The organism is Stenotrophomonas sp. SORGH_AS_0321, assembly GCF_031453215.1.
GTDB lineage: Bacteria > Pseudomonadota > Gammaproteobacteria > Xanthomonadales > Xanthomonadaceae > Stenotrophomonas > Stenotrophomonas chelatiphaga.
The window spans coordinates 3,729,514-3,745,000 of sequence record NZ_JAVIZG010000001.1 but is presented as its reverse complement, the minus strand read 5'-3'; the positions used below and the strand labels follow the sequence as shown (position 1 = coordinate 3,745,000).

The 15,487-nt window shown below is 65.6% G+C and carries 9 protein-coding genes, 3 rRNA genes and 1 pseudogene (1 of these 13 cut by a window edge); 8 read left to right on the top strand and 5 right to left on the bottom strand.

What is annotated here, in order from left to right; genetic code table 11:
- The 3 genes from QE373_RS16855 to rrf (QE373_RS16845) all read left to right on the top strand — a co-directional run.
- Positions 1–1,147: ribosomal RNA gene (locus QE373_RS16855) — 23S ribosomal RNA — on the top strand (it extends 1,734 nt beyond the left edge of the window).
- Between the two features lie 168 nt (positions 1,148–1,315).
- Positions 1,316–1,430, top strand: a 5S ribosomal RNA gene (gene rrf / locus QE373_RS16850).
- Positions 1,431–1,556: 126 nt separating this feature from the next.
- A 5S ribosomal RNA gene (gene rrf / locus QE373_RS16845) occupies positions 1,557–1,671 on the top strand.
- A gap of 148 nt (positions 1,672–1,819) precedes the next feature.
- On the opposite strand, the gene QE373_RS16840 is transcribed toward rrf (QE373_RS16845), so the two are convergent.
- Together QE373_RS16840 and QE373_RS16835 are read right to left on the bottom strand one after the other, a co-directional pair.
- Positions 1,820–3,547, bottom strand: a complete 1,728-nt coding sequence (locus QE373_RS16840; protein WP_309688728.1) for a M28 family metallopeptidase — start codon at positions 3,545–3,547, stop codon at positions 1,820–1,822.
- Between the two features lie 54 nt (positions 3,548–3,601).
- A complete protein-coding gene (locus QE373_RS16835; protein ID WP_309688724.1) occupies positions 3,602–4,270 on the bottom strand; it encodes a hypothetical protein in 669 nt (222 codons plus the stop codon).
- A 101-nt stretch (positions 4,271–4,371) separates the two neighbouring features.
- Here QE373_RS16835 and QE373_RS16830 point away from each other — a divergent pair, with 101 nt between their 5' ends.
- Positions 4,372–5,691 (top strand): peptidoglycan DD-metalloendopeptidase family protein, encoded by a 1,320-nt coding sequence (locus QE373_RS16830; RefSeq protein WP_123698826.1) that lies wholly within the window; start codon positions 4,372–4,374, stop codon positions 5,689–5,691.
- A 125-nt stretch (positions 5,692–5,816) separates the two neighbouring features.
- Positions 5,817–7,262, top strand: a complete 1,446-nt coding sequence (locus QE373_RS16825) for a S41 family peptidase (RefSeq protein WP_309688721.1) — start codon at positions 5,817–5,819, stop codon at positions 7,260–7,262.
- A 290-nt stretch (positions 7,263–7,552) separates the two neighbouring features.
- On the opposite strand, the gene QE373_RS16820 is transcribed toward QE373_RS16825, so the two are convergent.
- Positions 7,553–8,245, bottom strand: a complete 693-nt coding sequence (locus tag QE373_RS16820) for a rhomboid family intramembrane serine protease (protein WP_309688718.1) — start codon at positions 8,243–8,245, stop codon at positions 7,553–7,555.
- Positions 8,246–8,467: 222 nt separating this feature from the next.
- Here QE373_RS16820 and QE373_RS16815 point away from each other — a divergent pair, with 222 nt between their 5' ends.
- Together QE373_RS16815 and pnuC are read left to right on the top strand one after the other, a co-directional pair.
- Positions 8,468–9,811: an outer membrane protein transport protein gene (locus tag QE373_RS16815; RefSeq protein ID WP_123698824.1), complete on the top strand. Its 1,344-nt coding sequence runs from the start codon at positions 8,468–8,470 to the stop codon at positions 9,809–9,811.
- A gap of 79 nt (positions 9,812–9,890) precedes the next feature.
- Entirely contained in the window at positions 9,891–10,469 is a 579-nt protein-coding gene (gene pnuC / locus QE373_RS16810) for a nicotinamide riboside transporter PnuC (RefSeq protein WP_309688713.1), read from the top strand.
- Between the two features lie 367 nt (positions 10,470–10,836).
- Here pnuC and putA read toward each other — a convergent pair.
- Positions 10,837–14,074 (bottom strand): annotated as a pseudogene (putA, locus tag QE373_RS16805) (bifunctional proline dehydrogenase/L-glutamate gamma-semialdehyde dehydrogenase PutA).
- 35 nt (positions 14,075–14,109) lie between these two features.
- A complete protein-coding gene (locus tag QE373_RS16800) occupies positions 14,110–14,469 on the bottom strand; it encodes a hypothetical protein (protein WP_309688710.1) in 360 nt (119 codons plus the stop codon).
- Positions 14,470–14,492: 23 nt separating this feature from the next.
- Here QE373_RS16800 and coxB point away from each other — a divergent pair, with 23 nt between their 5' ends.
- The gene (coxB, locus tag QE373_RS16795; protein ID WP_309688707.1) at positions 14,493–15,455 is read left to right on the top strand and encodes a cytochrome c oxidase subunit II; all 963 of its coding nucleotides are present in this window, start codon (positions 14,493–14,495) and stop codon (positions 15,453–15,455) included.
- Positions 15,456–15,487 lie beyond the last annotated feature (32 nt).

Sequence of the window (15,487 nt, the reverse complement as noted above, 5' to 3'; positions counted from 1 at the left end):
AACCAGGCCGCTGCGACTGTTTATCAAAAACACAGCACTCTGCAAACACGAAAGTGGACGTATAGGGTGTGACGCCTGCCCGGTGCTGGAAGGTTAATTGATGGGGTCAGCCGCAAGGCGAAGCTCTTGATCGAAGCCCCAGTAAACGGCGGCCGTAACTATAACGGTCCTAAGGTAGCGAAATTCCTTGTCGGGTAAGTTCCGACCTGCACGAATGGCGTAACGACAGCGGCGCTGTCTCCACCCGAGACTCAGTGAAATTGAAATCGCTGTGAAGATGCAGCGTTCCCGTGGCAAGACGGAAAGACCCCGTGAACCTTTACTATAGCTTTACACTGAACGTTGAGTTCGTCTGTGTAGGATAGGTGGGAGGCTATGAAACCATGGCGCTAGCTGTGGTGGAGCCAACCTTGAAATACCACCCTGTCGTGCTTGACGTTCTAACCTAGGTCCGTAATCCGGATCGGGGACCGTGTATGGTGGGTAGTTTGACTGGGGCGGTCTCCTCCTAAAGAGTAACGGAGGAGCTCGAAGGTACGCTCAGCGCGGTCGGACATCGCGCACTGTGTGCAAAGGCATAAGCGTGCTTGACTGCAAGATCGACGGATCAAGCAGGTAGGAAACTAGGACTTAGTGATCCGGTGGTTCTGTATGGAAGGGCCATCGCTCAACGGATAAAAGGTACTCCGGGGATAACAGGCTGATACCGCCCAAGAGTTCATATCGACGGCGGTGTTTGGCACCTCGATGTCGGCTCATCACATCCTGGGGCTGTAGTCGGTCCCAAGGGTATGGCTGTTCGCCATTTAAAGTGGTACGCGAGCTGGGTTCAGAACGTCGTGAGACAGTTCGGTCCCTATCTGCCATGGGCGTTGGAGATTTGAGAGGGGCTGCTCCTAGTACGAGAGGACCGGAGTGGACGAACCTCTGGTGTTCCGGTTGTCACGCCAGTGGCATTGCCGGGTAGCTATGTTCGGAAGCGATAACCGCTGAAAGCATCTAAGCGGGAAGCGCGCCTCAAGATGAGATCTCCCGGGGCACAAGCCCCCTGAAGGAACCATATAGACTATGTGGTTGATAGGTCAGGTGTGTAAGTACAGCAATGTATTGAGCTAACTGATACTAATGATCCGTGCGGCTTGACCATATAACCTCAAGTTGCCTTGGCCGACATGACATGTCGATAGATCCAAGTGCACGCTACGTCACAAGACCAAACGAGAGGCAGGCGCCCAGGCGCGTCTCTTTGTAAAGCCGGCATACCCATGCCCGCTCCCTGCAAAGACACGTCCTGCGGCGACACTCCAAAAGCCTCCCTGGTGAAATTAGCGCTGTGGAACCACCCGATCCCATCCCGAACTCGGAAGTGAAACGCAGCTGCGCCGATGGTAGTGTGGCTCAAGCCATGCGAGAGTAGGTCATCGCCAGGGTTTATACCCAAAAACCCCGCTGCTTACGCAGCGGGGTTTTTCTTTTTTTGCAGGCACCTGTTTTTCGTGCCTGCCGCCCAAGGGCAATCATGTGAGCTGGCGCATAGGCGCTGCTCCCAACGTCTCCCTGGTGAAATCAGCGCTGTGGAACCACCCGATCCCATCCCGAACTCGGAAGTGAAACGCAGCTGCGCCGATGGTAGTGTGGCTCAAGCCATGCGAGAGTAGGTCATCGCCAGGGTTTATACCCAAAAACCCCGCTGCTCACGCAGCGGGGTTTTTTCTTGCCCGGTACGCATGCCCGGCAGTGACGACCGCTGGCCGTCAAGCACACACAAAAAAACGGCGCCCCGAAGGGCGCCGCTGATACACATCGGCAGGACCGGCGCTTACTTGGCTGCCGGTGCGGCCTTGCCCTTCATCATCTCGTCGCGCGCCGCCTTGAACGGATTGCCTTCGTACCAGTTCGGCCAGCGATCGCCGGCGGCCAGTTCCTTGCCCACGCCGTGCAGCAACTGCAGGTCTTCGATGGTGCCGTCCAGCTTCCAGGTCGCTGCGTCGAACTCATCCTTCGGGCCGTGGTAACGATTGCGCCCGTAGTCCTCGCCGGCCTTGCGGCCCGCTTCCACACCGCCTTCCAGCAGGTCTTCGCCGCCATCGGCATACAGCGCCGGCACACCCGCCTTGGCGAAGTTGAAGTGATCGGAACGGAAGTAGAACCCGCTCTGCACCGCCGACTCACCATGCAGCGTGCGGCCCTGTGCGGCGGCCAGCGGCTTGAGGATGTCTTCCAGCTCCGAACTACCGAAGCCGGTTACCGTCATGTCCTTGGCACGGCCGGCCACCGACATCGCATCGATGTTGATCACACCGGCGATCTTGTCCAGCGGGAAGGTCGGATGGGCGACGTAGTACTTGGAGCCCAGCAGGCCCGATTCTTCCAGCGTCACCGCCAGGAACACCGCCGAACGGGCCGGCTTGGGATCCTGGTGCATCATCGCGTCGGCCACTTCCAGGATGCCGGCCACGCCGGTGGCGTTGTCCACGGCACCGTTGTAGATGTTGTCGTCCGCTTCGCCCTCATGCTTGCCCAGGTGGTCCCAGTGCGCCATGTAGAGCACGGCTTCGTCGGCCCGGCTGCTGCCCGGCAGCACGCCGACCACATTGCGCGAGGTCTTCTCGGCAGTGGTGCTCTTCAGGTCCACCGACAGCTTGGCGTTCAGCGGCACCGGCTTGAAGCCGCGCTTGTTGGCGTCCTTGTAGGCCTGCGCCAGATCCAGCCCGGCACCGGCGAACAGCGCCTTGGCGGCATCGGCACTCAACCAGCCCTGCACTGGCAGCCGGGGTTCCGGATCATTCTTGGCCGGCAGGTCGTACTGCGGTCCGGCCCAGGAGTTCTTGACCACGTCCCAGCCATACGACGCGCCGGCGGTGTCGTGCACGATCAGCGCGGCGGCCGCGCCCTTGCGCGCGGCCTCTTCGAACTTGTACGTCCAGCGGCCGTAGTAGGTCATGCGCTTGCCGTCGAACAGCTTGGCGTCGTCGACATGGAAGCCCGGGTCGTTGACGAACATCACCACCGTCTTGCCCTTCCAGTCCTGGCCGGCGTAATCGTTCCACTGCCGCTCCGGCGCGTCCACGCCGTAGCCCACGAACACGATGTCACTGCCGTCCACCTTCACTTCGGTCTGGCCAGTACGCGTGCCCACCACCATGTCGGTGCCGAACTTCAGCTCGCTGGCCTTGCCGGCCTGGTCGATCTTCAGCGAGGTGGTTTCGTCGGCCGTGGTCTCGGTCATGGCCACGTCCTGGAACCAGCTGTCGCCGTTGCCGGGCTGCAGGCCGATCCGCTGCATCTGGTCGCGGATGTAGTTGACGGTCAGTTCTTCGCCCTTGCTGCCGGGCGCGCGCCCTTCGAACTCGTCCGAGGCCAGCGTCTTCACCAGTTCGGCGAAGTCGGCGGCGTTGATCTCCGGCGAGAACGTGTGCGTGCTGGCCGGCGCAGTGGCGGCGTTGGCATCGGCGGCCGGAGCGGTGGCCGCCGGCGCGGTGTCTTCGCCCTTGCAGGCGGTCAGTGCCGCAGTGAGGGCAAGGCAGAGCAGTAATTTACGGGGCATGGTCAGGTCCTGCAGGGAGTGAAGCCGGCCTGCAGGCGCAGGCCCGGCATGGAATCAGTTTTCCGGGGCGGTATCGGTGTCGAAGGGGACCGCGGTGGCGCCGCTGATCGGGCCGGTCTTCGCGCTGCGGTGCACGTACAGCACCACCTCGCGTTCGAACTGCAGCGCGCCGTTGACCACCGCATTGGGCCCGATGATCACGCGCGGCTTGCGGTTCGGCGTCAGCGAAATGCTGAAGCTGGGTTTCTTGATGTGGATACCGCCGTTGACCACCGAACCGACGCCGACGGTGATATCGCCGTTGACGGTCTCGATATCGCCGGCGAGCCGGGTCTCCACCAGGCCGATGCCACCGTTGACGGTCTCCACGCTGCCTTCGATCTGGCTGCGGCGGTCGGCGAAGATGCTGCCGTTGACCGTCTCCACGTTGCCGCGCGCGATCACGCCGCCCGCCAGCCGCACGCCACCGTTGACGGTGGAGATGCTGCCGGTGCGCGCGCCGTCACCCACCTTGATGCTGCCGTTGACGGTCTCGATGTCGCCCGTTTCCACGCCATCGGCGACCCGGATGCTGCCGTTGACCGTATCCAGGTCGCCGTAGCGCTGGCCGGATTCGGCGCTGATGCTGCCGTTGACCTTGCTGATGTCTTCCTGTGCCACTGCCGGGTTGGCGGCCGCGGCAAGGGCGAGCGCGAGCGCCACGGTCAGGGATGAGGCTTTCATGAGAGGTTCCTTGTCAGTCACATGCGGCTGGCCGGCCGCCCGGCAAAGATGTCACCATGTTGCACTGGAAACCGCATCTGCCTGAAGTCACTGGAACGCCCTTGCGCGACAATGCTTTTCCCTCACGCATCGCTAACACCCGCTGGCCCGTGCTGGCCGGTGGCGTGCTGCTCGTCATCGCCGCCAGCCTGCTGCCGGCGCTCCCGGCCGGTGCCCAGTCCACCCGCGAAGCAGAGCGCAAGCTGCAGAAGCTGCGCACCGAACTGAAGGGTGTCGCGCAGGAGCGCAGGCAGCTGGACAACCAGCGCGGCCAGGCCAGCCGGCAGCTGCGCGAGATGGATGAAAAGGTCGCGCGCACCGGCCGTACCCTGGCCGAAACCGAAGCGGCGCTCCAGGAGCAGAACAGCGCCCTGGCCGACCTGGAGAAACGCCGCGTTGCGCTGCAGGGCGGGCTGCAGAAGCAGCGCACGGAGCTGGCTGGCCTGCTCAACGGCGCGTACCGGCTGGGCAACCATGCGCCGTTGAAGCTGCTGCTGTCACAGGACACCGTGGCCGATGGCAACCGCTCGTTGGCCTACCACCGCTACCTGCAGCGCGAGCGCAGCCAGCGCATCCATGACATCACCAGCGACCTGAAGGAACTGGACACCCTGCAGGCGCAGATCGGGCAACGCCAGCAGCAGCTGCAGTCCACCCGCCAGCAGCAGAAACAGCAGGCCACTGCGCTGGCCAACGACCGTCGCCAGCGCGAGCAGGCCGTGGCCACCCTGGACGAACAGTTCAAGGACCGCAGCGAACGCGAAAAGGCACTCGGCCAGGATGCGAAAGCGTTGGAGACCCTGCTGGCCAACCTGCGTGCCGCCGCCGCGCGTGCCGAAGCCGAACGGCGTGCCGCGGCCCGACGCGCGGCCGCCGAGCGCGCCGCCGAAAAAGCAGCAGAAAAAGCCGCCGCCGACCGCGCCGTGGCCGAAGGCCGTCCGCCGCCGCCGCCGCGTGCCACCAAGGTGCCGCCGGTGGCCGCCGCCGCGCCTGCGCCACGCGTCGGCGGGCTGGGTTGGCCGTTGTCCGGCAACCTGCTGGCCCGCTACGGCGGCAAGCTGCCGGACGGCCGCACCAGCAGCGGCGTGCTGATCGGTGCGGCCGCCGGCAGCACGGTCACTGCCGTGGCCGATGGCACCGTGGTGTTCTCCGATTGGATGACCGGCTACGGGATGATCCTGATCGTCGACCACGGCAACGGCTACATGAGCCTGTACGCACACAACGACACCCTGCTGAAGGATGCCGGCGCTGCGGTGAAGCGGGGTGATCCGCTGGCCAAGGTCGGCAATTCCGGCGGGCAGGGCGTCACCGCGCTGTACTTCGAACTGCGCCGCGGTGGCCAGCCGGTGAACCCGGACAGCTGGTTGCAGCGTCGCTGAACCGTCGCGCGCGACGTCGTCGGATGTTCAACGGGAATTTACCGGCACCTGACGCATAATCGGGACCTGCATCGGTCGTGCGCGCACTTCACCGGAGCATTCGAAATCGACCCCAGGAGTGCTTCATGCGTGTAGCCCGAACCGCCACCCTGCTGCTGGCCATGATGCCTTCGCTGGCGCTGGCCCAGCAGGCCGAACCAGCCGCAGCCGCCCCTGCCGACGTCCCCGCCGACGCCAAGCCGTCCACCGCGGCGAGCAGCGAAGAGGCGGCTACGTCGAAAGTACCGCTGGAGGAGATCCGGCGCTTCGTGGCGGTCTACAACGCGGTGCGTGCGGCCTACGTGGACCCGGTCGACGACAAGAAGCTGATGCAGGACGCGGTGCGTGGCCTGCTGCTGGACCTGGATCCGCACAGCACCTACTTCGACAAGGAAGACGCCGAAGCCTTCGACGAGCAGGCCAACGGCGCCTACGAGGGCATCGGCGTGGAGCTGCAGCAGCAGCCGGACAACGCCAGCCTGAAGATCATCTCGCCGATCGACGACACCCCGGCCGCACGCGCCGGCATCCTCGCCGGTGACCTGATCATCGCCATCGACGGCAAGCCGATCAGCGCCATCCAGGCCAGCGAACCGCTGCGTGGCCCGGCCGGCAGCAAGGTGGTGCTGACCATCGTGCGCGACGGCAAGCCCAAGCCCTTCGATGTCAGCCTGGCGCGCGAAACCATCCGCGTGACCAGCGTGCGCAGCCGCATGCTGGAACCGGGTTACGGCTACATCCGCCTGAGCACCTTCCAGGCCGATACCGCGGCCGACTTCCAGAAGCACGTGCGGCAGCTCTCCAAGCAGGCCGGTGGCCAGCTCAAGGGCCTGGTGCTGGACCTGCGCAGCAACCCCGGCGGCCTGCTGACCGCGGCGGTGCAGGTGGCCGACGACCTGATCGAGAAAGGCAACATCGTCAGTACGCGTGGCCGTATCAGCATCAGTGATGCACGTTTCGATGCCACGCCCGGTGACCTGTTGAAGGGTGCCCCGGTCGTGGTGCTGGTGGATGCCGGTTCGGCCAGCGCATCGGAAGTGCTGGCCGGCGCCCTGCGTGACAACCAGCGTGCACGGGTGATCGGCAGCCGCACCTTCGGCAAGGGCTCGGTGCAGACCGTGCTGCCACTGGACAACGGCGATTCGGTGAAGCTGACCACCGCGCGGTACTTCACGCCCAGCGGCAAGTCGATCCAGGCCACCGGCATCGTGCCGGAAGTGGAGCTCAAGCCGGCCCCGGTGGAAGGCGAGAGTGCCTTGCCTGCGAGCCTGTCCGACTTCAGCGAAGCGACCCTGCCAGGCCACCTGCATGGGGATGGCGAAGGCGAAGAAGGCTACCAGGCCGGCGACGTACTGCCGGGCGACGGCCCGATCAACGACGCACTGGCCGAATTGAAGGCACCCGGTTCGGTCGCCACCCGGCTGAAGGCCGAAGCGGCCAAAGCCGCTGCGGAAAAGGCGGCCGCGAAGCCGGAAGTGAAGCCGGAAGCCAAGCCGGAAGTGAAGCCGACCGAACCGCCGGTCAAGCCCTGACGGCCGGCGGCCGTCACTACCTGACCCCGCGCCCTGATAGCGCCGAAGGCAGCGGCAGAGCGAAGCGCGTGACGACCAACGCAGGCTGTGTAACAAGTCCGGGCCCGGTCGAGCTACCCGAGATTTGGACCTCCGGCAGATATGCAACGATGCAGATCTCGCGTAGCAGGGCGAAAAATGGCGACAATTTCGCCATCGGCCGACAAGGTCGGACTTGTTACACAGCCTGCAACGGTCGTCACCCACCACACCAGGAATGACGGCCAGCGGCCGTCACTACCGGAAGCGCGTCAGAACCCCTGGCGCTTGCGCAGGCGGCGGGCGATCGCGGCGCGCACGTACACGCCGTACACCACCCCGAAGCCGAACCCGGCGATATGCGCCCACCAGGCCACCATGCCGAAGCTCGGGCCGATATGCGCGAACACCACCTGCAGCACCGCCCAGAAGCCGATCAACAGGTACGCCGGCGCGCGGACGAACTCCAGGAACAGGCCCAGGGGAATCACCACGCCCAGGCGCGCCCCCGGGAACAGCGCCAGGTAGGTCCCGATCAGGGCCGATACCGCGCCGCTTGCGCCGATGATGATCTGGTCCGGCGTGCCCATGGTGTACACCGCCACCAGGTTGGAAAACGCCCCGCCGAACAGGAACAGCAGGATCAGCCGCCACGGCCCCAGCACGCGCTCAGCCGGCAGCCCGAAGATCAACAGGAACACCAGGTTGCCGAGCAGGTGCGACCAGTCGGCATGCAGGAACAGCGCGGTGAACAGCCGCAGCACGCTGCCGTCCTGCAGGGTGGCCCACCAGTCCAGTGGTCGCATCAGGCCTGCCGAGAGCGCGCCCCAGTCCATCCACAGGCTGCTGCGCGCTTCATGCGGGCGCGAGATCGACCACAGGAAAGCCAGCCAGACCGTCGCGAACAGCAGCGGGGTCGCCCAGCGGAAGGCGGCTTTGCGACGGGAGGGCAGCGACAGGAACATGGGCGCTAGGGTATCTCGACAGCCGATGGCGGAGGTCTGCGCATTCAGTTTTTTAAGCTGGAAATGCACCCTATCTGTTATTGTTTCATTAACACGTCTGGGTAATACTCGCATACGGCGTCGTATGTCGGGAGGGGAATCCGGCGCGTCCTGGAGGGCCTTGGCCTAAGGGGGACGCAGGCGCATGCAGAGCAAACAACCGCTTTCCGGAGAGATAAAACGATGCAAACCGCTTCTACTTTTGCCCGCATTACGATGCTGGCTGTCGGCATTGCCGGCGTCCTGGCCGCCACCGATGCGAACGCAGCCGCGTTCCAGCTGGCGGAAAAGAGTGCCAAGGGCCTCGGCCGCGCCTTCGCAGGTTCGGGCAGCGCCGAGGGTGATGCCTCGATCATCGCCGCCAACCCGGCTGGCATGCGCCAGCTCGATGGCCGCGTGATCCAGGGCGACCTGAGCGCGATCAGCTTCAAGGCCGAGTTCGAAGGTGCCGGCCGCAAGCCGACCGGCGCTGCGCAGACCGGTGGTGACGGCGGCGACGCCGGCATGATCGCTCCGGTCCCGGCCGGTTACTTCCACATGCCGATCGGCGAAAAGGCCCACTTCGGCGTGTCGCTGACCGCACCGTTCGGCTTCAAGACCGACTACGACGACGGCTGGGTGGGGCGCTACAGCGGCCTGAAGACCGACCTGAAGGCGATCGACCTCGGCTTCGCGATGTCCTATGACGTCAATCCGTACGTGTCCTTCGGCGCGTCGGTGTTCGTTGAACACCTGACCATCGAACTGAGCAACAACATCGACTTCGGCACCGCGCTGGCGCAGTCCCGCGTACCCGGCTTCGCCCCGGGCAGCGCCGATGGCAAGCTGACCGTGGAAGGCGACAACAATGCAGTCGGCTGGACCGTCGGCGGCCTGTTCAGCCCGGATGAGAACACCCACATCGGCATCAGCTACCGTTCCAAGGTCGAGCACAAGATCACCGGCGGCGACGCCACCTTCGACGTGCCGTCCAACGCCGCTGCCGTGCTGGCCGTGGCCCAGCCGGGCCGCTTCGTAACCACCAGCGGCAAGGCCACGGTGACCCTGCCGGCGTCGGCCACGCTGAGCGTGACCCACAACATCAACGACCGCTGGACCGTGATGGGTGATGTCACCCGTACCGCGTGGTCCTCCGCGTTCGACCAGGTGGTCATCGACTACGCGTCGGCCCAGCCTGATTCGGTGCTGGAGTTCGGCTACCGCGACACCACCTTCGTGTCGCTGGGTACCGACTTCAAGCTGAGCGATACCGTCACCCTGCGTGGCGGCGTGGCACTGGACCAGACCCCGACCACCGACGCCCACCGCGACGTGCGCGTGCCGGACACCAGCCGCAAGTGGCTGTCGATCGGCCTGGGCTGGACCCCGTCGGACAACGTCGAATACAACTTCGGCTACACCCACCTGCTGACCAGCGATCCGAACCTGTTCGTGCAGCCGGGTACCAACAACCAGGGCAACTCGCTGACCGGCAAGTACAAGGTCCGCGGCGACGTGCTGGCTGCGTCGATGCAGTACAAGTTCTGATTCCACGCTTCAACGCGTGACAGCAGGACAAGGAAGCCCCGCGCAAGCGGGGCTTTTTCTTTGCGCACTACAATGGCCCATGGATTTCTCAGACCCCGCGTTCCAGCTTGAAATCGCCGCCAACGTCGCGGCGGCCGTGTCGATCCTGTTGGCCGGGCGCAACAGCGTGCATGGCTGGTGGATGAGCATCATTGCCGGGCTGTTGTTCGCGGTGGTGTTCCTGCAGGCGCGGCTGTACGGGCAGGTGGCGCTGCAGGGCTTCTTCATCGCCGTCGGCGCACTGGGCTGGTGGCAGTGGTTGCGCGGCAACCAGGGTGCGCCGCTGCCGATCACCCGCCTGCGCGCCTCTGCGTGGCCGTGGCTGGTGCTGCTGGTGGTGGCGGGCACGTGGGGTTACGGCTGGATGCTCAGCCGCCACACGGACGGGCAGGCGCCCTACGTGGATGCCGGCATCCTGCTGCTGAGCATGGTCGGCCAGTTGATGATGATGCGGCGCAAGCTGGAATGCTGGTGGGTGTGGTTGCTGGTGAACACCCTGGCGGTGCCGCTGTACTACGTCGGCGGCCTGCAGCTGACCGCGCTGTTGTACGTCGGCTACTGGATCAACGCGATCGTCGCACTGCTGCACTGGCGGCGGTTGATGGTGGCCGCGCGCTGACGCGCGCGCGGTCGGAAGCAACGTCAACGTCAACGTCAACGTCAACGTCAAAAGCTGCGGGGCCGTGGGTGGGCGGGTCCATGGGGGCCATGGGCATACATCCGGGTTGGACGGGGTAATGAGGAGGGGTCAGAGTCCTTTCGCGCAGCGAAAGGACTCTGACCCCGCTCTTCGTTCCTGCACCCGCTGGCCGCCGCGGGAAACCGTCAGGTGTGGGGCGGGGTGGGCTGGCGGGAACGCTCATCCGCAGGGATGCGGATGGCGAGCCTCCAGGGATGGATTCACGGCGTTTCCCGCCAACCCACCCCGCCCCACCCAACCACCACGACCACGACCACCACGACCACCCGCGGCACAGCGAAAAAAATCAATCGCCCAAGGTCAGCAGCGAGGCGTTGCCGCCGGCCGCGGCTGGTGTTCACCGTGACCGTCTTTTCGGTGGCGAAACGCAGCAGGTAGTGCGGGCCACCCGCCTTCGGGCCGGTGCCGGACAGGCCCTGGCCACCGAACGGCTGCACGCCCACCACCGCACCGATCTGGTTGCGGTTGACGTACACGTTGCCGACCTGGATGCCATTGGTGATGCGGTCCACGGTCTCGTCGATGCGCGAATGCACGCCCAGGGTCAGGCCGTAACCGGTCGCGTTGATCTGGTCGATCACCGCCTGCAGCTGGTCGCCCTTCCAGCGGATCACGTGCAGCACCGGCCCGAAGATCTCCCGGTGCAGCTGGCCCAGGTCCTTCAGCTCGTACGCACGCGGCGCGAAGAAGGTCCCATGCGCCGCGTCATCGCCAAGCGTGGCGGCGGCGATCAGGCGGGCTTCGCCGTCCATGCGCACGGCATGGTCCTGCAGGATCTGCAGCGCGTCCGCGTCGATCACCGGACCGACGTCGGTGGACAGTTCGCCCGGGTCGCCGATCTTCAGTTCCTTCATCGCGCCGGCCAGCATGGTCATCACCTTGTCGGCGATGTCGTCCTGCACGAACAGCACGCGGGCGGCCGAACAACGCTGGCCGGCCGAGGTGAACGCCGAACCGATCGCATCCTTGACCAGCTGTTCCGGCAGCGCCGACGAATCGGCGATGAAGGCGTTCTGGCCGCCGGTCTCGGCGATCAGGACACCGATCGCGGCATCGCGTGCGGCCATCGCGCGGTTGATCGCACGGGCGGTGTCGGTGGAACCGGTGAAGGCCACGCCGGCCACGCGCGGGTCGGCAGTCAGCGCCGCACCGACGGTGGCGCCGTCGCCCGGCAGGAACTGCAGCACGCCTTCCGGCACGCCTGCATCCAGCAGCAGCTTCACCGCGTAGTAGCCGATCAGGTTGGTCTGTTCGGCCGGCTTGGTGATCACGCTGTTGCCCGCTGCCAGCGCCGCAGCGACCTGGCCCAGGAAGATCGCCAGCGGGAAGTTCCACGGGCTGATGCACACGAACACGCCGCGGCCATGCAGCTGCAGTTCGTTGGATTCACCGGTCGGGCTGGGCAGCTTCTCGGCGTGCGCGAACTGCTCACGTGCCTGCTTGGCGTAGTAGCGCAGGAAGTCGACCGCTTCGCGCACTTCGGCCACGCCGTCGGGCAGGCTCTTGCCGGCTTCCTTCACGCACAGCGCCATGAACTCGGCGATGCGCGCCTCCAGCTGGTCGGCGGCGTGTTCCAGGATCGCCGCGCGGCTGGTCGCCGGGGTGCGGTTCCAGGCCGGCTGCGCGGCGACGGCATTCGCCAGCGCCTTCTGCACGGTCGCCGCATCGGCGGCCTGCCAGTGACCCACGACCTGGCGGTTGTCGGCCGGGTTGGTGACCGGCAGCGAGGCGCCGGTGACGGTGGCGCCGGGCACCAGAGGTGCGGCAGTCCACGGCTTGACCGCGGCATTGAGCTGCTCGGCAAGGGCGCGCAGGGCGTTGTCGTTGGCCAGGTTGATGCCCATGGAATTGTTCCTGTCGTGGTTCTGGCTGCGCAGCAGGTTCACCGGCAGCGGGATCTTGGGGTGGGCGATGTTGGACGGCGAAACGGCGGCGAAGGCACTGACCATTTCCACCGGATCGCGGACCAGCTCGGCAATCGCCACGCGGTCGTCGGTGATGCGGTTGACGAAGCTGGAATTGGCGCCGTTCTCAAGCAGGCGACGCACCAGGTAAGGCAGCAGGTCTTCGTGCGAACCGACCGGCGCGTACACGCGGCAGGGCAGGCCCAGGCGGTCGGCCGGGACCACTTCGGCATACAGGTCATCGCCCATGCCGTGCAGCTTCTGGTGCTCGTACACACCGCCCTTGGCGATGGTGCGGATGGCCGCGATGGTGTGCGCGTTGTGCGTGGCGAACATCGGGTAGATCGCATCGCTATGGCCGAACAGGCGCTTGGCGCACGCCAGGTAGGACACGTCGGTGTTCTGTTTGCGGGTGAACACCGGATAGCCCGGATAGCCTTCGATCTGCGCGCGCTTGATCTCCGCATCCCAGTACGCGCCCTTGACCAGCCTCACCTGCAGGCGACGGCCGTTGCGGCGGGCCATGTCGGCGAGGAAATCGATCGTGTACGGGGTGCGCTTCTGGTACGCCTGCACCACCACGCCGAAGCCATCCCAGCCGGCCAGCGAGGCATCGGAGAACACCGCATCGATGATGTCCAGCGACAGTTCCAGGCGGTCGGCCTCTTCGGCGTCCACCGTGCAGCCGATGCCGTAGCTTTTCGCCAGCTGCGCCAGTTCCAGCACGCCAGGCACCAGGTCCTGCAGCACCCGGGCGCGCTTGGCGTGCTCGTAGCGCGGGTACAGCGCCGACAGCTTGATCGAGATGCCCGGGGCGTTGTTGACGTCGCCCTCCGGGCGGCCACCGCGGGCCTTGTGGTCACCACCGATGGCATGGATCGCGCGGCGGTAGTCCTCCAGGTAACGCAGGGCATCCTTCATGGTCAGCGCACCTTCGCCGAGCATGTCGAACGAATAGCGGTAGCTGGCGTTGTCACCCTTGTGCGAACGCTCCAGCGCCTCGCCGATGGTGCGGCCCATCACGAACTGGTGGCCCATGATCTTCATCGCCTGGCGCACGGCCAGGCGGATCACCGGCTCGCCCACGCGGCCCATCAGGCGCTTGAACGCGCCCGGTACGTCGGCACGGGTGACGTCGTTGATCTGCACCAGCTTGCCGGTCAGCATCAGGCCCCAGGTAGAGGCATTGACCAGCACCGAATCGCTGCCGCCCATGTGCTTCTTCCAGTCCGCATCGGCCAGCTTGTCGCGGATCAGCTTGTCGGCGGTGTCCTGGTCCGGAATGCGCAGCAGCGCTTCGGCCACGCACATCAGCAGTACGCCTTCCTCGCTGCCCAGGTCGTACTGGCGCATGAAGGCTTCGATCGCGCCCTGGTCCTTGGCGCGCACGCGCACCCGGGCCACCAGGTCGGCGGCCAGCGCCTGCACCTGCGCCTGTTCGTCGGCGGGCAGGCGCGCCTGCGCCAGCAGCTCGGTCACGTGGGTCGCCTCGTCCTTCAACCAGGCATCGGTGATCGCCTGGCGGAAGGGGGAGGGGGATGCCGGCAGTTCCGGCGACAGCAGCGCGTCGGCCGGCGGCGTGAAGCCGGGGGCAGCGGGCGAAAGAGTAGGTGCGTTCATGCCGGTCCGGCCAGTGGAAAACTTGGCGATTTTAATCATTTTTCGGCCGGCGGATAGCCCCCTGATCGCCCCTTACGGCATTCCTGATAGCACCGCCCTGTAAAGGATTCAGCTGGATGGACGGGCGTGGCTCGAATTATGCCGAAATCGGCAAATCGGCCGACGACACATTGCTGTGCTGCAGCATCGCATTTACCGTGAATGGACCTTGTAAGTGTCGAGAGGGCAGGGCTACCATCGAGACGTAACTCGCGGCAGGAACGCAGTTGCGACAGGATCAGGGCGCCGAACGCGCTGCGGGGGATCTGAATACGCAACGGCGACGGTGTCCCCCACGGACGCTTGATGCCCGGGACCAGCTTGAAAGCTTGCTCGCCGCCAGCGATGGCGGTCACCGATGACGTCAAGGGTCTAGGCAATGAAGCAAAGCAGCGCGTGGGGCGGCAGGTGCGTGTCCGGGATCGCCATGATGGCGGCCGGAATGGCTTTTCCGGCACTGGGGTGGGCGCAGTCCGCCGATCCCAAGCCATGGCAGTTGAACATGGGCCGGGGGGTTACCCAGACCTCGCGACTGGCCTGGGAATCGAACATGCTCTCGCTGATCGTGGTCACGGCCATCGGCGTGATCGTGTTCGGCGCGATGGCCTACGCCATCTTCAAGTTCCGCAAATCCAAGGGCGCGGTCGCGGCGACCTTCAGCCACAACACCAAGGCCGAAATCATCTGGACGGTGATCCCGGTGGTGATCCTGGTGGTGATGGCGTGGCCGGCCACCGCCAACCTGATCAAGATGTACGACACCCGCGATGCCGAGATGACCGTCAAGGTCACCGGTTACCAGTGGATGTGGCGCTATGAATACCTGGGCGAAGGCGTGGACTTCACCAGCCGGCTGGACCGCGAGTCCGACCGCGTGCGCCAGAGCGGCAAGGTGCCCACCCGCGAAAGCAATCCGCATTACCTGCTCGACGTGGACAACCGGCTGGTGCTGCCGGTCGATACCAAGGTGCGCTTCGTCATCACCTCCGATGACGTGATCCATGCCTGGTGGGTGCCGGCGCTGGGCTGGAAGCAGGACGCCATCCCGGGCTTCATCAACGAGGCCTGGACCAGCATCGACACCCCCGGCGTCTACCGCGGGCAGTGCGCCGAACTGTGCGGCAAGGACCATGGCTTCATGCCGATCGTGGTCGAAGCGGTGTCCAAGGAAGACTTCAAGCAGTGGCTGGCGCAGAAGAAGCCGGCGCCTGCCGCCGCACCTGCCACGCCGAACGCGCCGGAGACCGCCACGCCGCCCGGCGATGGCAGCGCGCCCCGGCAACCGGTGACCCCGGCCGAGCCTGCTGCTGCACCGGCCCCGGCGCCCACCACCGACGCCTGACCCAACCGCCCGTGGCCGCACCGCGGCCACCG